Consider the following 21,173-nt stretch of genomic DNA (forward strand, 5'->3'; position numbering starts at 1 on the left):
ATTTAAGTGTCATAATTATATAAATCCGTGTGTATTTGATTTCTTTGAAGATGAAGTATATTGGCCAAATTGCAAGGAATATCCGTAGTGCCAAGAAGTTGATCATATTGTTGAAGTTGTTCATAGGTAGCCACTTGCAAAAGATGTTCAATTTCTAACATGCTCTGTGCCGAAAACAGCTCTTGTATATCTATCCATTGTTTGGCGGGCGGTCTACATAAACTAGTTGAGCAACCATGGACCATCTTTAATTTTTTAAGTTCCGTAGTAATTTCAACGTAGAACTTATGCACGTTGGAATAGCGTTGTTTTAGTCTCAGATTTTTGGACAACCTATAATCCATCCTGTCCAATAACTGCTCTAGGACATAAAGTAGGTGGGCAGATTTTTCTGAAATCTGATACAATCTGTTGTACGTTTTATTAAATTGATTTGCTGCATTCATTATGGTGCAATTTCCAACACCTAGGGTATGCGCATTAGCATTATCAGCTTATATGTTAGCCCAAAAAGAAATAATTCAAGAAAAAATTAGGGGTAAAATTGGTTTGGGATATTTGCGCTTTTGATAGGATTAACAAACAACCTTTTAGAACCAATCTCATTTAATCTACCATGGTACTTTTAGCTTTGAACAATGCAATCTTATGGCAATTGGCAAAAAATGCCGACCGTTATAAGTTTGTCCAAATAAAAGTAGGATGAAAAAAATTCTTTGGACCATTATCGTTATTCTTGTAATAGGCTGGATGCTTGGCTTTTTAGTATTCAAAATACTAGGAGCGGTCATCCATATTTTACTTGTTTTGGCCATTGTTCTGGCCATATATAATTGGTTGAACCACAAGAATACATAAGAATAAAAATGGGCGGAAGTCCTGTAGCGGCGATCTACTAAATTCGGAAAGAAATAGGTGTAACAAAAAAGCCCCTAAAAGGGGCTTTAGAGTGATCGCAGGAGGATTCGAACCTCCGACCGTCTGCTTAGAAGGCAGATGCTCTATCCAGCTGAGCTATGCGACCGTACACTGTTTTTTCAAATGTGGGTGCAAACTTAGTGAAATTTATAGACTGGTAAAACCAAAATCACTTAAAAATTTTAATATTTCCCAATAGCCAAGTTTTAGGGCTATGAACGGCCTTCATATTGGTCAAAATTCTCATATAATTGGTCGAGCACTTTATAAAAAGTTTCAAATTCCTCTTCGGTAATACCTTGGGTACTTGCCTTTCGCAAATCCTTTATAAAAGGCATTACTTGTTGTATAAGCGCCGCACCTTCTTCTGTCATGACCAATTTATATCTTTTTTGGTCATCCCTAAACCTGGATTTTCGCAACAGGCCTTTTTTGCATAAGCCGCTAATTACTCTTGAAGTAGTAGCGCGATTCCTGAAATTGGATTTTGCAATATCCGCTTGCGACGCATCTTTTCCTTCTAGGTGTACCCGTTGTAAAATTACCCATTGCTCAATGGTAAGGTCAATGTTGTTTTCGGCGAACACCTGCAAGAACGTGCTCTGTACTTTTTTTAGGGTGCGGTCTATATACACGCCAAATCCCTCGGTCCTGTCCATAGTAAAATGATTGTAATTTCAAAAGTAACGGAGTTTATCGATAATTTTGTTGTTAATGCAACAAAATTAATTATTTTTTGTAATTTTATACTTTACAAATAGGTAGAAAAACTATGCAATTAGGATATAAGAGTTACATTTTAGAGGACAGTACCTATAAGGGTGGAGGTAAAAAGATTGTTATGCCAGATGGTATAGAGGTTCATAAGCTTTCTTCCAACGAAAATCCTTTGGGGTATTCCCCAAAAGTTAAGGAAGCTTTGGCAAGAACCTTAGATGATTTGAGCCTGTATCCGGATAATACCGATATTCGATTACGTGAGGCATTGGTAAAAGATTTTGATGGTGTACTAACAGCAGATAATTTTATTACCGCAAATAGTGGTTCAGAAATTATAGATATGATTTCCAAGGCATTTTTGAACGAAGATGATGAGGTAATTGTGAGTCAGCCATGCTTTTTGCCGTACACGGCCTTTACCCGTTGGATGGGTGCAAAGGCGATCAACGTACCCATGACCGAGGATTATGATTACAATTTGGACGGTATTCTAGAGGCCATTAACGAAAAAACAAAATTGGTTTTTCTTGCATCGCCCAACAATCCGTCAGGAAATTATATTCCACTGGCAGACCTAAGAAACTTCATTGATAAATTACCTGACCACGTGGTGCTGGTTTTGGATGAGGTGTACAGACATTTTGCCGAAGCCGAGGATTATACATCGGGAATTCCTTTTGTTATAGAAGGTAAAAATGTAATTGCGATCAATAGTTTTTCAAAGACCTATGGTTTGGCAGGTCTAAGGGTTGGTTATTGTTATGCCCCATTAGCTATTAGCAATTATATGCGGAAGATTTGCAAGCCCTTCTTGTTGTCTTCATTGGCGTTAGAAGGAGCAATTGCTGCCCTGGAAGATGTAGGGTTTGTCAATAAGACCGTAGCATTGGTTAAGGAAGAAAGAAGGTTTGTTTTGAACGGACTTGATGCAATGGATATAAAATACTGGCCAACACAGGGTAATTTTGTACTCATAGATCCGCCGATCAATGATATGGAATTCACCACTTTTTTAGAAAAAAGAGGAATCATGGTACGACCTGTAGGCAATTTTGGAGCACCTGGTAAAGTGCGTATTTCCTTTGGTACCAGAAAAGCGAACAAAGCACTTTTGGCAACCATGGAAGAACTTATAAAGAGCGAGATTACAACATAAATTTTTTTGTTATAAATGTTGCATAAGCAACAATAATTAAACTATAAAAAACTAAAACTATGTCAACTTCAACAGTAGCGGAAAACAAACACAAAGAGGCACAAGATTTTATGCCTATTAACGGTACCGATTATTTAGAGCTTTATGTAAGTAACTCTAAACAAGCGGCACATTATTATAAAACCGCTTTCGGTTTTAAATCTTTAGCTTATAAAGGTCTTGAAACCGGTAGTAGGGATTTTGAATCTTATGTGGTAGAGCAAGATAAAATTAGATTGGTTTTGACCTCACCGTTAAAGAGTGGTACAGATGTGGGTAGGCACATAGATAAGCATGGTGACGGAGTTAAGGTAACGGCACTGTGGGTAGATGATGCTACCTATGCATATAACGAGGCTATGAAAAGAGGAGCTAAAAGTTACATGGAGCCAAAAACCGAAGAAGACGAGCACGGTAAGGTGGTAAGTTCTGGTATTTATGCTTATGGTGAAGTAGTGCACATTTTTGTAGAGCGTAAAAATTATAACGGTACATTTTTACCAGGCTACCAAAAATGGGAAAGCGATTACCAGCCAACGTCTACTGGATTAAAGTTTGTGGATCACATGGTTGGCAATGTAAACGAGGGTAAAATGAATTATTGGGTAGATTTCTACGCCAATGTAATGGGCTTTAAGCAAATAATGTCTTTTGATGATAAGGATATTTCTACCGATTATACAGCGCTCATGAGTAAGGTAATGAGTAATGGTAACGGTCGTATTAAATTTCCGATCAACGAGCCTGCTCCAGGAATGAAAAAATCTCAGGTAGATGAATATTTAGAGTTTTATGAAGGTGAAGGTGTACAACATATAGCTGTAGCAACCGATGATATCGTAAAAACGGTTTCTGATTTAAAAAGTAGAGGTGTAGAGTTTTTGAGCATACCAACTACGTATTATGATGTATTGACAGAAAGAGTTGGTGAAATCGATGAGGATATTGAATCATTGAGAAGACTAGGTATTTTGGTGGATCGTGATGATGAAGGATATCTGTTGCAGATTTTCACAAAAACGGTACAGGCAAGACCAACCATGTTCTTTGAAATTATTCAGCGTAAAGGAGCAACTTCTTTTGGAAAAGGAAATTTCAAGGCTTTGTTTGAAGCTATTGAGCGCGAGCAAGAATTAAGGGGAACCTTATAAGTTCAACAGATTTCTTGACAAGCCAAGAATAGTTTAATTTTAATAAAACAGTAGTAACTAACAAAACGAACGTATATGCCTATCTATCATAAGCAAGGTGCGTTGCCGCCAAAAAGGCACACGCAGTTTAGAAAACCCAACGGGGAGTTGTACTCGGAACAATTGTTCGGTACCATTGGTTTTGACGGTATGTCCTCTTTGTTATATCATCATAATAGACCTACCATGGTCAAAGAGATCGTAAAGAGTACCGATGTGTCTCCTAAAATTGCATTGGAGAAGAATATACGTTCATTGAAGTTGGTTAGTTTTAATGCACCCGCAAAAGACGATTTTTTAATAGCTCGTGAGCCACTTTTGGTCAATAGTGATATCATCATTGGGGTAGCGGCACCACGAAAATCGTTACGCGAATATTTTTATAAGAATACCGATGCCGATGAAATGTTGTTCATACATAAAGGCTCAGGTACCTTAAGAACTATTTTTGGACAGATTCCCTTTGAATATGGTGATTATCTGATCATTCCCAGAGGAACCATTTATCAAATAGATTTTGATAGTGAAGACAATCGCATATTATATGCCGAGTCATATTCGCCGATCTATACGCCAAAAAGGTATCGCAATTGGTTTGGGCAATTATTGGAGCATTCTCCGTTCTGTGAACGCGATTATAAATTGCCACAAAACCTTGAAACATTTACCGATACCAATGAACATTTGATAAAGGTAAAAAAGCAAGGGGTCATGCATGAAATGGTGTATGTAGGGCATCCTTTTGATGTTGTGGGTTGGGATGGATATAACTTCCCATACGGATTCTCCATTCATAATTTTGAACCTATTACGGGCAGAATTCACCAGCCGCCACCAGTGCATCAAACTTTTGAAACAAATGCCTTTGTAATTTGTTCTTTTGTGCCAAGACTTTACGATTATCATCCGCAGTCCATTCCGGCACCATACAACCATTCCAATATAGATTCAGATGAAATGCTGTATTATGTAGACGGAGATTTTATGAGCAGAAACGGTGTGCAACCGGGTAATATTTCTTTGCATCCCGCAGGTATACCACACGGTCCGCATCCAGGTGCTGCAGAACGTAGCATAGGTCAAAAAGGGTCTGAAGAATTAGCGGTTATGATAGATACCTTTAAGCCGTTGATGGTTACTGAGAATGCCATGAAATTAGATGATGGCGATTATTACAAATCTTGGTTATAACAGAAATAAGAAAAACACTTGACAACACTTAAAACATGGGTCAGCGTACCCCATAATTCAGATTTTTCCATTTACAATCTTCCTTTTGGCATTTTTTCGGTGAACGATGATCGGCCAAGAGCAGGTATTGCTATTGGAGCGCAAATTGTTGATTTGGTTGTGGTATCAGAGTTAGGGTTGTTAGAGGTCGATGCCAACTATTTTAATCATTCAACTTTAAATGAATTTATCGCTCTAGGAAAGAAGATTACCAATAAAGTCCGTTTAGATATACAGCAGTTGCTGGTGATAGAAAATTCGCCATTAAAAAATCATCCTGAAGCATTTATGCAACAGAAAGACGCTACGATGCATTTACCGGTGCAAGTAGGCGATTATACCGATTTTTATTCGAGTATTGAGCACGCTACCAATGTGGGTAGAATGTTTCGTGATCCAGAAAATGCGCTATTGCCCAATTGGAGGCATATTCCGGTAGGCTACCATGGGCGAGCTTCTTCCATTGTGGTAAGTGGTACCGATATTCATAGACCTATGGGTCAAGTGAAAACCAATGAAATGGAAACACCGGTTTTTCAAGCATCGGGGCGTTTAGATTTTGAATTGGAAATGGGTTTCATAGTAGGTAAACCTACACAATTAGGAGAACGGATTGCAGTTGAAAATGCCTCCGATCATATTTTTGGATTAGTGTTGTTCAATGACTGGTCCGCTAGGGATATTCAAAAATGGGAATATGTACCTTTAGGCCCGTTTTTGGGCAAAAGTTTTGCATCATCTATGTCTCCATGGATTGTTACGTTAGAGGCATTGGAGCCATTTAAGGTTCAAGGTCCTAAGCAAGAACCAGCGGTACTTTCGTATTTACAATATGAGGGAGCCAAAAATTATGACATACAGTTAGAAGTGGGGATGTCTTCCAAATCTTCGGAAGAAACTATAATCAGTCGCTCAAACTTTAAGTACATGTATTGGAATATGATGCAGCAATTGGCGCACCATACTGTTAATGGATGTAATGTAAATGTAGGCGATGTCATGGCATCGGGTACCATATCGGGCAAAGATGAAAGCTCCTATGGATCGTTGTTGGAGATTTCGTGGGGAGGTAAAAAGCCTTTCGAATTAAAAGACGGAAGCAAACGCACTTTTATTGAAGATAATGACACCATAACCTTGAAAGGATTCGCGGAAAAAGAAGGCGTAAGGGTTGGTTTTGGTGAAGTAACGGGTACTATTTTACCCAGTAAGTAATTTAGAATATGAGCACAATGTCACAACATGAAGAAATAAATACAATAGACCCGGCAAGTATATCTCAACAAGAACTGCATGGGTATTTATTGTCTGCTGTAGCGCCAAGACCTATTTGTTTTGCCAGCACAATTGATAAGGACGGCAATGTAAATTTGAGTCCGTTCAGTTATTTTAACCTATTCAGTGTAAACCCGCCAATCATGGTTTTTTCCCCTTCTAGAAGAGGTCGTGACAATACCACCAAGCACACCTTGGAAAATGTCTTGGAAGTAAAGGAAACGGTAATCAATATCGTGAATTATGACATGGTAGAGCAAATGTCCTTGTCAAGTACGGAATATGGTGATGGTGTAAATGAATTTGTAAAATCAGGATTAACGCAAGTACCAAGTGATAAGGTAAAGCCGCCGAGAGTAGGGGAAGCTCCCGTAGCTTTTGAGTGTGTTGTTGACCAAGTAATAGCACTGGGTGATGGTCCAGGGGCAGGAAATCTAGTGTTGGCAAAAGTGGTTCAGATACACGTAAAGAAAGCATTTTTAGATGCCGAAGGAAAATTGGATACGCCCAAGTTGGATTTGGTTGCCCGTATGGGCGGTAATTGGTATTGCAGGGCTAATGGCGATGCTTTGTTTGAAATACCTAAACCTATACGAACCAAAGGTATTGGGGTAGATATGTTGCCAGAAGCTGTGCGAAACAGTACGGTACTGACGGGTAATAATTTGGGTAGATTAGGTAATCTGGAAGAGTTACCTACAAAAGAAGCAATAGCTGCTATTGCAGAACATCCTGAGGTGAAATCTATACTGAACAACGATGAAGATGCTGTAGCATTGCACCAACTGGCACAACAGTGGTTGGCAGAAGGCAATACGGAAGATGCCTTGGCCTTGTTGCATCTATAGACGGGCATTTAATATAACTTACATTTTATTTATTGATTCTCTAGCCTCTTGATTATTTCTTTCATTTGCATAATTTCGCGCTCTTGAGCTTTTATAATATCATTGGCCAGCTTTTGTACCTCTGGGTCATTGATATTGGCGTTGTTACTTGTAAGTATTGCAATAGAATGATGTGGAATCATTGCTTTCATCCATGCAATGTCGTTTATTGGTAGTTGATTTCTGACCAAAAATGTGGATATCCCCATTATCAATAGACTTACACCTACAATGGTCATATTCTTTATTTTGTTGGTATACATTTTACGCATAAATAGGAACATGATAATAGCCATTCCAGAAACGCCAATTAGGGTCATGTATAAACGTGTCCAGCTAAAATAAATATGGCTAATTTCATAAGTATTGAAATACATGGTTATATACATGGAAAATGCAGAGCAAATACACATTAATAAAAACGTGGTATATTTTTGGTTTTTATTGTTTTCAGGATGTTCCATAAACTTCTGTTTAATTGTTATTGTTTAAATTATGGTAAGGGTTTAAAAGATGCCTACATAAGGGGGAAACAATGTAGTTTCTTTTATGCCTTAATTTAAAATATGAGACTAACAATTAAAAACTATGATGTCCTTTGTGTTAGAAATTTTATGAAACGCGTCAAATTTTTTTTGAAGGACTATTCTATTTGAAAATATTGAGGTTAAAAATAGTCTTGATGTGTGGCATCATTGGGTTCAATATGAATATGGACATGGCCCAAAACGGGAATTTTTTCGCATAAATGGTCCGTTAGGTTATGCGCAATATCATGGCCTTCGGTAACGGTAATCGTTCCGTCTACCAAAGCATGTAAGTCTACATGAAATTTCATTCCAGCTTTGCGGATAAAACATTTTTCTGTTTCCGTTACACCGGGCACCTGTAAAGAGGTAACACGTATTTCTTCCAAAAGGGAATCATACCGTTGTTCGTCCATAATTTCACCCAGAGCAGGTCTTAGAATTAAATAGCTATTATATAAAATAAATCCAGCAGCAAGCAAAGCGGCCCAATCGTCCGCGGTTTCATATCCCTTGCCGAAAATAACGGCAATGGATATACCAACAAATGCCATTATAGATGTAATGGCATCACTTCTGTGGTGCCATGCATCTGCCTTTAAGGAAGTGCTATTGGTCTCTATACTTTTTTTAATAACTATTCGGTATGAGATCTCTTTCCATAAAATGATGGCACCTAGAACAAATAATGTCCAAGGTTTAGGAACTTTATGGGGAGTAAGAATATTGTCTATGCTTTCATGAACAATAACCGTAGCTGAAATGACCAAGAACGCAACTACCAAAAATGTAATTATGGGTTCAATTTTACCATGTCCGTATGGGTGGTTTTTATCTGCAGGTCTTTCCGCATACTTAAAGCCCAATAACACCAAAATAGAGGAGAAGATGTCAGTGGTAGATTCAATGGCATCTGCAATCAAGGCATAGGAATTGCCAAAAAAACCTGCCAACCCTTTTATAAGGGCCAATAGAATATTACCTATAATACTAAAGTATGTCGTTTTAATGGCAGTCTGTTCAATACTCATATAACAAAGGTACAGTGCCAAGAAAATGTATGATAACTTTATACGATATAATTGATGAAAAGGTTGTGTTAAACAGCCTTTTCATAAGCCTCTTTCAGCCAATCAATTAATTCAGTATCCACTTGTGAAGCTTCGGTAAGTTGAACCCTATGGGTACACATGGTGCCGAACGGACCGGAATTTTGCAAGCGCTCTGTAGTAGGTTTGTCTTTTATTTTAAGTCCTAAATCTATTCTGGTTTTAGTAGCAGGTTTTATCAATGCAAATTGCTTTTTGCGAATAATACTTACGGTAGTTTTCTTGGGAGTTATGGTAATATCGTCGCCAAAAGGTTTAATCGCAAGAAGGAGCTTTTCATAAATGGGTAATAAGCTTTCTTTTCCTTTATATTGCTGATCGACCAAATCTGTTGGAGCATGGTTTTCTTCTTTTGAAAGGGTAACAATGGTATTGGCAAAACCGTGGGTAACACCATGTTCTTTCTTTAAATAGTTAACACCCTCAGAATGTTTGGCAAATGATTTTTCTTTGAGAATGGTCTTCCATTCATTCAATGATTTACCTGTTTTTTCAGGCATATTGTCAATCATGGTTTGTAAGGCCTTTTCCATTGGTAGCGGTTTAAATGTGGACAAAAAAGATACAAAATTTTAGGGATGCATTCAATTAGGATTTAGATATCCTATGAATGTATTATCAAAGTTTAGGTATTTAGTTTACCGGTATTAATTTCAATTCTACCGTTTATGGCACAGGACTTCATTACCGTATTATATATTGTCCCAAATTTTTCTATATTTTTTTTAAGTAAGGATAGGTTGATATGTAGGTCCGTACTATGAATATGCAAGATGTAGTTTATATCATCCATACGTGGTGGTTTTTCTAGGCGTGTAGCGCTCAGTGTAATTTCTGCGTTCGTATACTCAAAATTCATAAATTCAGAAAATCGTTCCACATTTTTTAAGATACAGGCGGCCAACGAAGAAAGAAAGAGTTCTGCCGGGTTGGCCAAGGTTTCTGAAGTAGCTGGAGTAATGCCAAAAACAATGGTCGTTTGTTTAATATCTAGTGTAGCCTTTAATTTTGAAGTTGAGGTTGCGGTGACGGAATATTGCATGTAAGGGAATATTGATAAATGAATATTTAGGGGAGCTATTAAAGTAAGGAATTTCTATGCTAGAACCCTAATAAGGTAAGTAATAAATAAAATACGGAGGGAAAGAGTAAGCAGCCTAGCCCGGTATAAAAAGTAGCGGTTAAGGCACCGTAAGGTACAAGTTTCTCGTCAGTTGCGGCCAAGCCGGCCACTACACCACTTGTTGTACCTATTAAACCTCCAAAAACAACCGCTGCATGGGGATTGTCCAGCTTTATCCTTTTTGCGATAATAGGCGTCATTATAGTGGTAAATATGGTTTTCATGACACCTGTTGCCACACTAATGGCTATTACATCTGAACTTGCGCCTAAAGCCGTACCTGTAACAGGACCAACAATATAGGTGCCTGCCCCGGCCGCAATGGTGGTCATGCTAACCGCATCTGTATATCCCATGAAATAGGCGATCGTTGCACCAAGGGCAAAGGTAACCGTCACCCCTGCGCATAGTGCAATTATACCCGCCAACCCAGCTTGTTTTATTTTTGAAATATCAGCACTCATGGCGGTAGCGACCACTGCAAAATCGCGAAACATGGATCCCCCAAGAATGGCCATACCCGCAAATAGGGGAATATTGGCAATACCTTTTTGGTCCCCCAAAAATGCCAAGGAGAGCCCTGCAAGTATGGCAATGGCTACCCCAGGAATTTTATTTCGCAATAATTTCCTGGAAATTATAAATGAAAAAAGCATTACAAAACCAACAAAGAGAAATGCGAATATGAGTCCGTTTTTGGCAATGACCTTTTCTATAATATCCATTTCTAAATTTTTGGATGTTTATCATTTTGGCCAATTTTGGAAAGTACGGGCACAAGTAGCATACATGCAAACGTCGTTACGATACCGGCCACAACTGCCACAAAGCCGCCAGATAGCGCGGCTTTTACATTTAATGTCGCAGCCATGGCAACAATAATGGGAATATACATAGAGCTCCAGAAAAGAATGCCTTTTTCGGTTTCCGGAATTAGCCAGCCTTTCTTTCTAAGATAAATACTTGATCCGATCAAAAGAATCATGGCAAAGCCCACACCGCCAATATCACTGTCAATACCAATTAGTTTGCCCAACAGATTTCCTAAGAATTTACCCGTTAGAAAGCAAACGGCCAGTAATGCTACTCCATATATTTTCATGTTATGTTTTAAGAGGTGAACATTTTTTTGATTTCGTTTTTGGTTACTTTACCCATTACATTTCTTGGCAAATCTTCCTGAAAAATATATGTTCTGGGCGTTTTATATGCCGGTAATTTTTCCTGTATCCACTTGGTCAATTCATCTGTAGACAGTTCACCATGTTTTAAAATGATACTGGCACCTATAATTTCTCCCCATTCCAAATCTGGTATGCCAACAACTCCACAATCCTTTATTTGTGGATGTGTACGAAGAACTTCCTCAATCTCTAGGGCAGATATCTTATACCCTCCGGATTTTATGATATCTACGGAATTTCTTCCTAATATTTGATAGCTGTCCTGATCATAAATGGCAATATCTCCAGATTTGAACCATCCGTCCTTGGTAAATGATTCTGCGGTAGCATCTGGTTTTTCCCAATATTCTTTAAATACGTTGGGGCCTTTAATCTGTATTTCTCCAGGTTCACCTTCATTTACGGCTTGGTCATTCTCATCGGCTAGTCTAATGGAAACACCGTGTAACGGCTGACCAATATGGCCCGGTCTTCGTATGCCGTTATAAGGGTTGCTTATTGCCATTCCCATTTCGGTCATACCATAACGTTCCAATAAAATATGTCCGCTGATTTCCTTCCATTCTTCCAATACACTTACAGGAAGGGCCGCTGAGCCAGAAACCATTAACCTAAATCTTGATAAATGTTGTGATATGGCCGTTTTTTCCGATGGTGGTAATTCATTATAATAAGTAATCAGTTTAAAATAAATGGTAGGTACGGCCATGAACACATTGACTTCGTCCTTTAAAAAGATGTCAAAAATAGCTTTGGGGTTGAATTTTGGCAAAAACTGACAACAAGCACCGCTCCACAAGGCGCAGCTTAACATATTGATGATACCATGCACATGATGAAGAGGTAGCACGTTTAACACATGGTCGTCTTTGTTCCATTCCCAAGAGGTGGTCAAAGCCGTAATCTGTGCTTCAATATTGGCATGAGTGGTTACTACACCTTTGGGTAACCCTGTAGTTCCACTGGTATATAAAATCAGTGCGCTACGGTCTAGACTTATTTTAGGTAGCTCAGATTTTTTAGGAGCAATATCCGCATAATTTAGAAATTGAATAGTGGTGTTGTTAAAAAGAGGTGAAAGCAATTCTTCAAATGCTTCTGTATAGATGACAGTAGTAGCTTTAGTATCCTCCAGTACATATTGAATAGACGGTAAGGGATGCTTTTCACATAACGGAACCGCAATTCCACCGGCTTTCCAAACGCCCCATTGAACAGCGGCATATGAAAAACTAGCAGGAACTAAAAAGGCTATTCTAGCTTGATTTAAATCTTTTTGGTCTTGAAGTAGGTGAGCGGCAACAGATGTGGATTGCTCTAATAATTGATTGTAGGTATAATTTTGGCTATCACTTTTAATGGCTATACGGTCAGTAAATGAATTAGCTCTTTCAATTAATGTAATCATTTTTTATAGGTGCTTAAAAATTGTGTCAGCATAACAAGGTAAGCACCATAAGTGAATATGCCAAAACTGAATACATATTTACTTTTTGGCAATTTGTTTATGATATTGATAGTAGTACGGCCGTATTATCATAATAGCTGTTATTACGGAGCTGTTTTCGTTAATAAAGTATATTAGTAATTTATAGCATTCCTACCTACATCTATACTAGATTGAAGTAATGCTCAGCATTGTCTTAGAATGTAGTTATCAGGAATTTTTAAGTAAATATATTACTGTTCATGCGTGAAGAAAAGTGTAGATTTTGTGATGCGAGTGGGAAAAAGGCCATACCTACCAAATCAGTTAGTTCCCCCGAAATACTTTTTCAGTAGGATGGCCAAAATTATATGTAGAATTTACGCCCCAAACCTAAGTGCTAAAATTTTAAAATTTTTACGGTATTCCGTAATGAATTATAAAAATTACATAATACCCTTATTTTGTTGGTATTTCTAAATGGGTCAAATACAAAAACGGTTTGTGTTGTCACAAACCGTTTACGGTATTCAATATTAAATTTTCTTTTTCAATTGTAAAATAAGGTGCATTAGTTACCGCTTTTTGCCAATTTTTTATACATATCATATTGTTCCGTAGTAAGTATTTCCTCTAATTGCCTTTTACGTTCACTATCTATGGAACCCATCATTTCTCCACTGGCCATATTTTTTTGCTGTTTCTTAAATCTGTCCATTGCCGCATTATAGGTGTTGATTTGATCTTTTGTCATTCCTAATGTGGCAAATAACGTTTTGTCGTTTTCCAGGCTTTCTGTTGAGCTTGATTTTGCCAATTGGTTGTTCATTGCACCGGTAGAACCATTGGCTTGGGCAGCCGGGCTAACATTTAAATGACCGGGCGTGTTATCCGTATTTTCCATATCCGTAGGGACTTCGGGAGCTTGTGTCTTCGCGGTGTTAGTGGTTACTTCTGTTGTAGAAGTAGAAGAACCGGGATCAGTGGCAACCGTTTGTTTGGAACTGGAACAGGATGCCATAATGAGTGTAACCGCAATGGTGCTTATTGCATATTTGATCATGATTGTTTTCATTTTTAGTTTCTATTGGAAATTTAAAGCATATTTTATGCAGAGAAAGACCCTATCAATTAGATAATTGACTGGTATCATTATTAAGGTGGGTAAGGATCATTATATCAGGATAATCATGCCTAACTTTACATCGTAAATCTGTAATTAGTGAAGGAGAAACTTACGCAGTTGGAGTTGTTTTTTAAAAGCTCAAGTTTTGACCGAGGGCTAAGGTTGGGTGTGGGTATTATTGTGCCATTTGCCATTCTTTACGCAGTGGGGTATTTTGAATATGCGCCCGCAATTGTAGTAGGAGTGTTGTTAAATGCCCCAAGTGATGTACCGGGTAGTGCTACAAGGAGGGTAAATGCCATACTTATTAGTATTGTGTTGACAATGCTCGTTACACTATTGGTCTTATTTGCAAAACCTATATTTTTCATTTTAGTATTGGTTATTGCCGCTGTCTCCTTTATGGTCTCATTAATTGCCGTTTATGGATTTAGGGCGTCCTTACTTTCTTTTTCAGGTCTTTTGTCCATGGTATTGGCATTTGCTATCCAAAAGGAAACACCTTTGGAAATTTTTATTCAAGTAGGCTTAATGGGTGTAGGCGGTTTGTGGTATTTGGCGGTTTCCCTAATTTTTCAAAAATTGGCTCCGGAGAAAGATCAAAACCAATTACTATCCGACACCTTACAAGCATTAGGAACTTATTTAAGGTTACGTACCCAATTATGGGCAGGTAATGACCAACAGGAAGAACTTTTACGGGAATCATTTTTTCTTCAAAATCAGATAAACGATAAACAAGAAACCTTGCGGGAAATTTTACTCACCCAACGTAAGCGTTCGGGACTTTCCCCTTATGAGGAAAAACAATTGCTAATGTTGCGTGCTTCGGTAAATATATTCGAGCTTATAGAAGCAATGCATATCAATAATAAAGTGGTTCATAGTATTCATGCGGAACATCGCAACTATCTACTACCTTTTAAAGAGGTCAACTACATTTTGGGCAATCATCTTATCCACCTTGCGGAACTATTGATCCAGAAAGATAAAATTCCAAATAAACATGTGTTGCTGAACGCATTGGAAAAAGGCAACAAAACAATTGCCTCATATATTGCGGAAATAGGTTTGCCGGCCGCAAGGGAAGGTGCGTTGACCCTTAAGACAATTTTTGATTATCAAGAGCGATTGGTAGCCGAAATTAGGGTTGTACGGCGTATTATGGCGAATGTAAAGAATACCCCGGGCCTATCCTTGAAAAAAAAGGACTCTGCTTATTTTTTGACCAATCAAGAATTTGGTTTTAAGGTATTGACCCAAAATTTAAGTTTTAAATCTACCTTGTTTAGGCATGCATTCCGGTTCAGCGTAGCGCTTTTGTTTGCGTATCTGTTGGGGTATTTTTTGGATATACAGAATACCTATTGGATTCTCTTGACCATTGTGGTTATTATGCGGCCAAGTTACGGTCTTACAAAGACACGTTCTACAGATAGGATTATAGGAACGCTCATAGGGGCCTTGTTCGCGATAGGGGTAGTTGTGTTGACCCAAAATACAATTGTGTATGCCGTTTTGGCATTTGTTTCCTTGATTTTGGCCTTTTCCTTGATACAGAGGAATTATAAGTTTGCGGCCGCTTTAATTACTATCAGCATTGTATTCGTGTATTCACTGATAAACCCCAATGCTTTTGAAGTAATCCAATACCGCGTAATAGATACCGTATTGGGCGCCATTATTGCGGTGGTGGCCAATTATACGATATTCCCTAGTTGGGAAGCGGATAATTTTAAACAAGTGTTGTTAAATGCGTTTAAAACCAACAATGGTTATCTCTTGGCAATGCAAAAATTTTATACGGATACCGCTACGCATAAATTGGCCTATAATGTGGCAAGAAAGGAAGCCTTTTTGGCCATTGGTAATTTAAATGCCTCGTTTCAACGGTTGACCCAAGATCCAAAATCAAAACAGAAAAATTTTCAACTGTTATATGAGATGGTAACCTTGAACCAAGCTATTCTTTCCGCAATTGCCGGCATAGGTAATTTTGTGGTCAATCATAAAACCACACCCGCATCTTCGGAGTTACAGCGTTTATTCCATAGAATCTCTAGTACCCTTGGTATTGCATATGAAATTTTGGAACAGGGTAGTGCATCCAAAAATGTACCTACAGAGGCATTAATGGACGCTGAGGAAAAATTACTGGACAAGTATGTTCAATTATCTAATAGACGTGATGAGGAAATTAGCCTAGGCAAAACTACAATGGATACGGATACCTTGCACGGACTCCAAGAAGCGTATTTAATTTCAAACCATATAATTTGGCTCAAATCGCTTTCGGAAAATTTACAAAAAACAACGGAACACTATGTAAAAACTACGGTACAGGAATAGGTTGATGGGTAATCATTTTTTTTCTTCATATTCAATGAAGTCTTAAGGGGTTTAATTGGTATTTAAGGTATTATATCTCGCGTCGATTATCGAAAGTAGCTTAGAACTGGCCATAAATTATATACGGTGTCAGCCAATGGGTTTTCTTGTTTATTCATTGACGGTCCAGAGCAAAATTCTAAAGATTTGGCGGGCATTAAAAAAATATACGAACCTTTGGTTTTAAGCCCCAATCCCGTAATGTTTAAAAGTTTTGTTGCAGTGCGTATTTATTCCGTCCGAGTAGCTACAACTTCTCCAGTTTCATTCGGGACACCATAGAATTTCAAAACATTTTCATTTACCTCACTAATTGGTAAAGTGACTCCTTTTCTTCCTCGTTTAAATATGGAAATAAAATAAGTTGATTCTAATTTTTCTATTATCCATTTCGAACCTTCTTTCCATTCCAATTCTTTCAATTTTTTCTTATCCCACAGTTCTTTGTTGAAAGCTATTTTGGTTTTTGATTTACCTTCTACTTGAAATTCAAAATTTAAGCTTTCAATTTCTTCCTGGCTTAAGTCCGTCTTAGTGGGTAGAAGTCTTACAAAGTCCATTTCAATAATAACGTTATCATCGTTAAAAGTTCCATTCACTAGAAGTCTCAAAAAGTTTTCATTGAGCAACTTTAAATCCGCATATTTTTCTCCATTTTCGAGAATTAGCGTATTATCTTTTACGTTTAAATCCAATTCAGATTTTGTCAATTGCAAATTGGTAAAAAGTCCTGCTTTATTAGTTTCAAAATTTAGAATTTGAAGTCCGGGATTTTTTTTGAATTCCTTATAGCCAACTTCTTTCAGGATCCATTTTCCATCCAATTGTTGACCATTAGTAGTTTTGAAAATCATAAGTGTTGTTATCAGCAGTTTTCTTTTTTTCCAAATGCGCCACAACGGCTAAGCTATGAAAAGTTGCGGTGTGAAATCCGACAGGATTTCGGCCCGCAGACTAAATGTATTAAATATGTGTGGATTTTCTCAAGGTAAAATCCGACCGGAATTAATTGTAGGTGTTGTTACCTGTAGTTTTTATTCTGCTATTCTCTTTAATAATTCCGCTGTTTTTGATTCAATTGCTCCAATGTATTTTAAATCAATTGCTTTTTTGTGAGTCAGCATTTGATAGAAAACACAAGCATTTAAAAAAGAACCGTTCGCATTTGGATGACTATCATCATCGTAAAGTTCAATATCTGGATATTCGGTTAGGATTTCATAGTATTTAGTTCCGTTGTCGGATTTCTTAATTCCATTTTTTTCTGCAACTAAATCATAAGATTCGTTAATCAGTTTAATTTCTTGTTCTAAATTTTCAATCTTTGGCGAACAACACTTATCCTTTTCAATTGATATGTCAATCATTCTAGATTCATAACAATATTGTTTTGGATATTCCTTTTTTGAAGGCCAAGTATTGAACAATATAAATTCGCAATTAGGATTGTCTGCCAAATATTTGATATCTAAAACTGCTTTATTAACTTTTAGTTCCCTGTTTTCAGGAATAAGGACACTTACAGTCCCAGTTTGTAGAATAATAATGTCCCATTTTTTTTCTTTTAACTTTATTTCCGTTTCTGTGATTTCGCCATCTTCTTTTTTCCGAACGCTAATTCCGTTCTCTGTTCTTAAGGTTACAATGTCAGTTAAATGTCCAGATAAAGATTGTCCAGGATTTGTCATTTGGTCAATTTTTATGTTGGGATTGGTTTCATCCAACATTTTTTGAAGCGTTTGAGGCATATCGTAAAAATAAGTCAAACTATTTCCAATGAACAAGACATTCAACTGTTGGGATGATTGTTTTTTTTGAGAGTTACAACTAATAATTGTAAAAGCTAAAATGATTAGCAGAATGTTTTTCATAAATTATAGGTAACGGTTGAGTTAAAGCTTAAGGCCTTCCTGCCGGCAGAAAGGTTTAGTTTTCTTTTCTTGTCCAAAGCTAAATTTGAATATTTCGCTAACGCGTAATTTTCAATTTAGCGACATTATAAATATACACAGACCATTCGGTTTTGCCCTAAAGTCCGCATTACGTTTAGCCTTTGTTAGCTACTGCTTTATTTGTTTTTACAGACTAATACTTCCAAAAAGTTGTTGAAAATACATTTGCTTGTTTGGTGCTTTCAATTTCATAATTCTTTTACCTTTTTCGTCCGTTATTTCAATTTTATATTGTCCGTTCATTAAATCAATATTTGACTTAATCACTATCGAATCGGTTCCCCTAATAATATAATTAGCCACTATATTCTTTCTGTTTTCATGCTCCAGAAAAATAATTAATTTACCATTTTTACTAAATATTGCTGGCTTTACAATATAAGATAGTTTACTATCTAAATATCCTAAAAATTCTGTTGTGTCTAAAATAATATACTTAGCAGACCATTTCCCGACAATTTCATTTTCTGGTTTTCTGTCGCCACAAGAAAGTATTGACATTAAGTTTATTATCAATAAAGGATATAATTTGATTTTGACATTGTATTTTTTTAAGTTGTAGCTAACGCTTGAGCTATGAACAGTACGGGAGCAAACTAGCGTTTACTTTCCGCTAAGCACATAGCGAAATCTTTTGGTTTTGTTTTTTCTTTTTTTGTGTCAAAGCGAAATCCCAAAGATTTTGCGAACATCATAAAAATACGCAAACCTTTCGATTAAGACTGAAACCCGTATTGTTTATAGGTTTTGTTGTCATTAGTTTTTTCCGCAATAGTTTCTTATTTTTTGACCGCTCTAATGCACATAAAAGCTGGAAATTCATTGAGTTCTTTATAATGTTTTTGGTCTAATTCTTCAAATTCCTTCAAAGGTTTTGGTTCTACTAATTTGTCAATATAAAATCCGTTTTCTGTTAGTGGTGCAATACAATCGTGTAGTGGTCTTCTGTGACTATTAATTTCAATTGGATTACCAAAACCAGACCAAACACAGTTAACAGCTTCTGTTTTAAAGTATTCGGTCGATTTATAATAATTATATTCAAAAAAAGGATGTTCGATTGAGATGATTAATTGACCATTATTTTTGAGAACTCTATGGAATTCTTTAATTGTTAAGTCCCAATCTTCTAGGTAATGCAAAGCCAATGCGCACAGGACAAAGTCAAAGGATTTGTCTTCTATCATTGTCAAAGGCTCACATAAATCGTGGACAAAGAATGTTCCTTGATTCTTGTTTCTTTGCTTTGCAAATTTTATCATCTCTGAACTAAAATCGAACCCAGTTACTTGCGCATTTTTTGAAAGTAAGATTTCTGCATATTTACCAGGTCCACAAGCTGCATCAAGAACCGATTTGTTTTTTACTTCTTTAAGTAAATTCAATGTATTAGGTCTATCGTAATAAGCATTATGAGGTTTGTGTTCTATTAATCTGTTATAGCTTTCAGCTAATTCATTATAGGCCTTTTTGATTTTCTCATTGCTCATAGCTATTCCTTGTTATATTGAATTAATGATATTCCTGAACATAAAATCCAACCTGCGATACTAAAGACAAATATTCTGAAACCTGTAAGACTTGTAAATACAAAATTCGTAGTTGCACCGATTATCGCAAAAATTAAAATTACAATACCAAAATATCCAATCCATTTAGGTAGTTTTTTTGATTTAATCATAATTAAAGAATAAATACTTATCGCAGTACAAAATGAAATTATAAATACATAGTCCAAAGCTTTATTTACAGCAAAACCATAATTAATTATAGGTTTTATAGTTGTAATATTCTGTTCAAGGTTTTCTGAATATTGACCAAAAAAATTAGGTAAGACTAAACCATTAAAAAGTGCTGCTAGCATTGCTGAGAAAAGTCCGAATGCAATTATGATAAAAGCTAAAGATGATAACTTCCATTTGTCTGAAAGCTTAAAGGTTAGACCATAAAAACCAAACAGAATGAATGGTAAACAAAAGATTGCTAATGCGTGTGTTATCTTTAATGGTGTAGACATTTGAGTAATATGCTCAATGTTACCTCCTGATGGGTGTAACATCATTGTTGTGATAGCTAAAAAAGAGCCAACAGTTAGTGAAATTCCCGTGCTTTTGTAAAAATTTGTTTCCATTATTATTTTGATATTTTATTTAAGGACAAATATCAAAGGAATATGAAAAAATAGCACTTGATTGAGATCAAGAAACAAATTAATTTTAGATAAATCTTTTTCTAACTCTACTCAATGTTTCTGGCGTCATTTTAAGGTATGAAGCTATGATTGTTTGTGGAAATTTTTGAAGAAGGTTAGGTTTGTTTGTTATTATATAATTATACTTCTCATCAGGTGAAAAATTATTATCAAAAAAATCTATTCGTGAAGTAGATTCTTCTAGAATTTTTCCCATCTGAAGAAAAGACTGTGATTGAGCAATCAGCTTATGTATTGCATCTATAGAAATTTCATAGAAAGAACTGTCTTCAAAAGCTTGAATGGAACATTCCGATGGTTTTCTTGAAGTAAAACTTTTGTGATTTATTACCCAATCATTAGCAATATTTAGGTCGATGATATTCTTATTAAAACCGGAATCTATGCTGTATTGATAAAAGCTGCCTGAAACAATAAAACATAATGAAGAGCAAACTTTCCCTTTTTCAAGTAGAATATCTCCTTTTTTTAATTCTTTAAATTGAAGTTCTTGTTTTAGAAGTATCGATTCCTTTTCGGAAAACTTTCCTGCTTTATTTAGAAATTTCGAAATCGATTTATCCATTAGTTTAATTGTCTCTCAATGTTTCTTCAAAATTAATGCCAACGCCTGGGCTATGATTATTGCGGGGCAGAAATCCGACGGATTTCCAGCTACGCGCTAAGCTAAAGCTTTTGGTTTTGATTTGTTTTTTGTTTTGTCCAAAGCTA

Annotated in this window: 23 protein-coding genes and 1 tRNA gene; 7 read left to right on the forward strand and 17 right to left on the reverse strand. The window is 36.5% G+C overall.

Annotation, left to right across the window (positions count from 1 at the left end; all coding sequences use genetic code 11):
* Positions 1 to 2: 2 nt before the first annotated feature.
* Complete coding sequence (locus tag CHB68_RS16290) at positions 3 to 446, reverse strand: hypothetical protein (RefSeq protein ID WP_089262607.1); 444 nt, start codon at positions 444 to 446, stop codon at positions 3 to 5.
* Positions 447 to 702: 256 nt separating this feature from the next.
* Between CHB68_RS16290 and CHB68_RS18450 the strand changes: the two genes are divergently transcribed.
* A complete protein-coding gene (locus tag CHB68_RS18450; protein ID WP_143815229.1) occupies positions 703 to 858 on the forward strand; it encodes a lmo0937 family membrane protein in 156 nt (51 codons plus the stop codon).
* A gap of 92 nt (positions 859 to 950) precedes the next feature.
* On the opposite strand, the gene CHB68_RS16295 is transcribed toward CHB68_RS18450, so the two are convergent.
* A tRNA-Arg gene (locus CHB68_RS16295) sits at positions 951 to 1,024 on the reverse strand.
* Between the two features lie 106 nt (positions 1,025 to 1,130).
* Positions 1,131 to 1,577: a MarR family winged helix-turn-helix transcriptional regulator gene (locus CHB68_RS16300; RefSeq protein ID WP_089262609.1), complete on the reverse strand. Its 447-nt coding sequence runs from the start codon at positions 1,575 to 1,577 to the stop codon at positions 1,131 to 1,133.
* Positions 1,578 to 1,690: 113 nt separating this feature from the next.
* Between CHB68_RS16300 and CHB68_RS16305 the strand changes: the two genes are divergently transcribed.
* The 5 genes from CHB68_RS16305 to CHB68_RS16325 all read left to right on the forward strand — a co-directional run bounded on the left by CHB68_RS16305 (position 1,691) and on the right by CHB68_RS16325 (position 7,376).
* Positions 1,691 to 2,794: a pyridoxal phosphate-dependent aminotransferase gene (locus tag CHB68_RS16305; protein ID WP_089262611.1), complete on the forward strand. Its 1,104-nt coding sequence runs from the start codon at positions 1,691 to 1,693 to the stop codon at positions 2,792 to 2,794.
* Between the two features lie 59 nt (positions 2,795 to 2,853).
* Positions 2,854 to 3,984 (forward strand): 4-hydroxyphenylpyruvate dioxygenase, encoded by a 1,131-nt coding sequence (hppD, locus tag CHB68_RS16310; RefSeq protein ID WP_089262613.1) that lies wholly within the window; start codon positions 2,854 to 2,856, stop codon positions 3,982 to 3,984.
* A gap of 75 nt (positions 3,985 to 4,059) precedes the next feature.
* Positions 4,060 to 5,214: a homogentisate 1,2-dioxygenase gene (locus tag CHB68_RS16315; RefSeq protein ID WP_089262615.1), complete on the forward strand. Its 1,155-nt coding sequence runs from the start codon at positions 4,060 to 4,062 to the stop codon at positions 5,212 to 5,214.
* Between the two features lie 18 nt (positions 5,215 to 5,232).
* Complete coding sequence (gene fahA / locus CHB68_RS16320; protein WP_089262617.1) at positions 5,233 to 6,468, forward strand: fumarylacetoacetase; 1,236 nt, start codon at positions 5,233 to 5,235, stop codon at positions 6,466 to 6,468.
* Between the two features lie 8 nt (positions 6,469 to 6,476).
* A complete protein-coding gene (locus tag CHB68_RS16325; RefSeq protein ID WP_245838972.1) occupies positions 6,477 to 7,376 on the forward strand; it encodes a flavin reductase family protein in 900 nt (299 codons plus the stop codon).
* Between the two features lie 29 nt (positions 7,377 to 7,405).
* Here the strand turns inward: CHB68_RS16325 and CHB68_RS16330 are convergent, their stop codons facing one another.
* The 8 genes from CHB68_RS16330 to CHB68_RS16365 all read right to left on the reverse strand — a co-directional run bounded on the left by CHB68_RS16330 (position 7,406) and on the right by CHB68_RS16365 (position 13,859).
* Complete coding sequence (locus tag CHB68_RS16330; protein ID WP_089262621.1) at positions 7,406 to 7,879, reverse strand: DUF305 domain-containing protein; 474 nt, start codon at positions 7,877 to 7,879, stop codon at positions 7,406 to 7,408.
* Between the two features lie 203 nt (positions 7,880 to 8,082).
* Positions 8,083 to 8,973, reverse strand: a complete 891-nt coding sequence (locus tag CHB68_RS16335; RefSeq protein ID WP_089262623.1) for a cation diffusion facilitator family transporter — start codon at positions 8,971 to 8,973, stop codon at positions 8,083 to 8,085.
* A gap of 68 nt (positions 8,974 to 9,041) precedes the next feature.
* Complete coding sequence (locus CHB68_RS16340) at positions 9,042 to 9,584, reverse strand: DUF4287 domain-containing protein (RefSeq protein WP_089262625.1); 543 nt, start codon at positions 9,582 to 9,584, stop codon at positions 9,042 to 9,044.
* Positions 9,585 to 9,676: 92 nt separating this feature from the next.
* A complete protein-coding gene (locus CHB68_RS16345) occupies positions 9,677 to 10,093 on the reverse strand; it encodes an OsmC family protein (RefSeq protein WP_089262627.1) in 417 nt (138 codons plus the stop codon).
* A gap of 59 nt (positions 10,094 to 10,152) precedes the next feature.
* Positions 10,153 to 10,899 (reverse strand): malonate transporter subunit MadM, encoded by a 747-nt coding sequence (gene madM, locus CHB68_RS16350; RefSeq protein ID WP_089262629.1) that lies wholly within the window; start codon positions 10,897 to 10,899, stop codon positions 10,153 to 10,155.
* 2 nt (positions 10,900 to 10,901) lie between these two features.
* Positions 10,902 to 11,276: a malonate transporter subunit MadL gene (madL, locus tag CHB68_RS16355; RefSeq protein ID WP_089262631.1), complete on the reverse strand. Its 375-nt coding sequence runs from the start codon at positions 11,274 to 11,276 to the stop codon at positions 10,902 to 10,904.
* Between the two features lie 8 nt (positions 11,277 to 11,284).
* Complete coding sequence (locus CHB68_RS16360) at positions 11,285 to 12,766, reverse strand: acyl-CoA synthetase (protein WP_089262633.1); 1,482 nt, start codon at positions 12,764 to 12,766, stop codon at positions 11,285 to 11,287.
* 589 nt (positions 12,767 to 13,355) lie between these two features.
* Positions 13,356 to 13,859 (reverse strand): hypothetical protein, encoded by a 504-nt coding sequence (locus CHB68_RS16365; RefSeq protein ID WP_089262635.1) that lies wholly within the window; start codon positions 13,857 to 13,859, stop codon positions 13,356 to 13,358.
* Positions 13,860 to 14,006: 147 nt separating this feature from the next.
* Here CHB68_RS16365 and CHB68_RS16370 point away from each other — a divergent pair, with 147 nt between their 5' ends.
* The gene (locus CHB68_RS16370; RefSeq protein WP_089262637.1) at positions 14,007 to 16,259 is read left to right on the forward strand and encodes an FUSC family protein; all 2,253 of its coding nucleotides are present in this window, start codon (positions 14,007 to 14,009) and stop codon (positions 16,257 to 16,259) included.
* A gap of 269 nt (positions 16,260 to 16,528) precedes the next feature.
* Here the strand turns inward: CHB68_RS16370 and CHB68_RS16375 are convergent, their stop codons facing one another.
* The 6 genes from CHB68_RS16375 to CHB68_RS16400 all read right to left on the reverse strand — a co-directional run bounded on the left by CHB68_RS16375 (position 16,529) and on the right by CHB68_RS16400 (position 21,027).
* A complete protein-coding gene (locus CHB68_RS16375; protein ID WP_089262639.1) occupies positions 16,529 to 17,152 on the reverse strand; it encodes a hypothetical protein in 624 nt (207 codons plus the stop codon).
* A 180-nt stretch (positions 17,153 to 17,332) separates the two neighbouring features.
* The gene (locus CHB68_RS16380; protein WP_089262641.1) at positions 17,333 to 18,169 is read right to left on the reverse strand and encodes an SGNH/GDSL hydrolase family protein; all 837 of its coding nucleotides are present in this window, start codon (positions 18,167 to 18,169) and stop codon (positions 17,333 to 17,335) included.
* Between the two features lie 207 nt (positions 18,170 to 18,376).
* Positions 18,377 to 18,751, reverse strand: a complete 375-nt coding sequence (locus tag CHB68_RS16385; RefSeq protein ID WP_089262643.1) for a hypothetical protein — start codon at positions 18,749 to 18,751, stop codon at positions 18,377 to 18,379.
* A 278-nt stretch (positions 18,752 to 19,029) separates the two neighbouring features.
* A complete protein-coding gene (locus CHB68_RS16390) occupies positions 19,030 to 19,740 on the reverse strand; it encodes a class I SAM-dependent methyltransferase (RefSeq protein WP_089262645.1) in 711 nt (236 codons plus the stop codon).
* A gap of 2 nt (positions 19,741 to 19,742) precedes the next feature.
* Complete coding sequence (locus CHB68_RS16395; RefSeq protein ID WP_089262647.1) at positions 19,743 to 20,381, reverse strand: hypothetical protein; 639 nt, start codon at positions 20,379 to 20,381, stop codon at positions 19,743 to 19,745.
* Positions 20,382 to 20,466: 85 nt separating this feature from the next.
* The gene (locus CHB68_RS16400; protein WP_089262649.1) at positions 20,467 to 21,027 is read right to left on the reverse strand and encodes a Crp/Fnr family transcriptional regulator; all 561 of its coding nucleotides are present in this window, start codon (positions 21,025 to 21,027) and stop codon (positions 20,467 to 20,469) included.
* Positions 21,028 to 21,173 lie beyond the last annotated feature (146 nt).

Source organism: Maribacter sedimenticola (assembly GCF_900188415.1).
GTDB lineage: Bacteria > Bacteroidota > Bacteroidia > Flavobacteriales > Flavobacteriaceae > Maribacter > Maribacter sedimenticola.

Excerpts from the sequence above, each read along its gene's own strand:
- CHB68_RS16290 (WP_089262607.1), bottom strand. The coding sequence starts at position 446 with ATGAATGCAGCAAATCAATTTAATAAAACGTACAACAGATTGTATCAG.
- CHB68_RS18450 (WP_143815229.1), top strand. The coding sequence starts at position 703 with ATGAAAAAAATTCTTTGGACCATTATCGTTATTCTTGTAATAGGCTGG.
- CHB68_RS16300 (WP_089262609.1), bottom strand. The coding sequence starts at position 1,577 with ATGGACAGGACCGAGGGATTTGGCGTGTATATAGACCGCACCCTAAAA.
- CHB68_RS16305 (WP_089262611.1), top strand. The coding sequence starts at position 1,691 with ATGCAATTAGGATATAAGAGTTACATTTTAGAGGACAGTACCTATAAG.
- hppD (WP_089262613.1), top strand. The coding sequence starts at position 2,854 with ATGTCAACTTCAACAGTAGCGGAAAACAAACACAAAGAGGCACAAGAT.
- CHB68_RS16315 (WP_089262615.1), top strand. The coding sequence starts at position 4,060 with ATGCCTATCTATCATAAGCAAGGTGCGTTGCCGCCAAAAAGGCACACG.
- CHB68_RS16325 (WP_245838972.1), top strand. The coding sequence starts at position 6,477 with ATGAGCACAATGTCACAACATGAAGAAATAAATACAATAGACCCGGCA.
- CHB68_RS16330 (WP_089262621.1), bottom strand. The coding sequence starts at position 7,879 with ATGGAACATCCTGAAAACAATAAAAACCAAAAATATACCACGTTTTTA.
- CHB68_RS16335 (WP_089262623.1), bottom strand. The coding sequence starts at position 8,973 with ATGAGTATTGAACAGACTGCCATTAAAACGACATACTTTAGTATTATA.
- CHB68_RS16340 (WP_089262625.1), bottom strand. The coding sequence starts at position 9,584 with ATGGAAAAGGCCTTACAAACCATGATTGACAATATGCCTGAAAAAACA.
- CHB68_RS16345 (WP_089262627.1), bottom strand. The coding sequence starts at position 10,093 with ATGCAATATTCCGTCACCGCAACCTCAACTTCAAAATTAAAGGCTACA.
- madM (WP_089262629.1), bottom strand. The coding sequence starts at position 10,899 with ATGGATATTATAGAAAAGGTCATTGCCAAAAACGGACTCATATTCGCA.
- madL (WP_089262631.1), bottom strand. The coding sequence starts at position 11,276 with ATGAAAATATATGGAGTAGCATTACTGGCCGTTTGCTTTCTAACGGGT.
- CHB68_RS16360 (WP_089262633.1), bottom strand. The coding sequence starts at position 12,766 with ATGATTACATTAATTGAAAGAGCTAATTCATTTACTGACCGTATAGCC.
- CHB68_RS16365 (WP_089262635.1), bottom strand. The coding sequence starts at position 13,859 with ATGAAAACAATCATGATCAAATATGCAATAAGCACCATTGCGGTTACA.
- CHB68_RS16375 (WP_089262639.1), bottom strand. The coding sequence starts at position 17,152 with ATGATTTTCAAAACTACTAATGGTCAACAATTGGATGGAAAATGGATC.
- CHB68_RS16380 (WP_089262641.1), bottom strand. The coding sequence starts at position 18,169 with ATGAAAAACATTCTGCTAATCATTTTAGCTTTTACAATTATTAGTTGT.
- CHB68_RS16385 (WP_089262643.1), bottom strand. The coding sequence starts at position 18,751 with ATGTCAATACTTTCTTGTGGCGACAGAAAACCAGAAAATGAAATTGTC.
- CHB68_RS16390 (WP_089262645.1), bottom strand. The coding sequence starts at position 19,740 with ATGAGCAATGAGAAAATCAAAAAGGCCTATAATGAATTAGCTGAAAGC.
- CHB68_RS16395 (WP_089262647.1), bottom strand. The coding sequence starts at position 20,381 with ATGGAAACAAATTTTTACAAAAGCACGGGAATTTCACTAACTGTTGGC.
- CHB68_RS16400 (WP_089262649.1), bottom strand. The coding sequence starts at position 21,027 with ATGGATAAATCGATTTCGAAATTTCTAAATAAAGCAGGAAAGTTTTCC.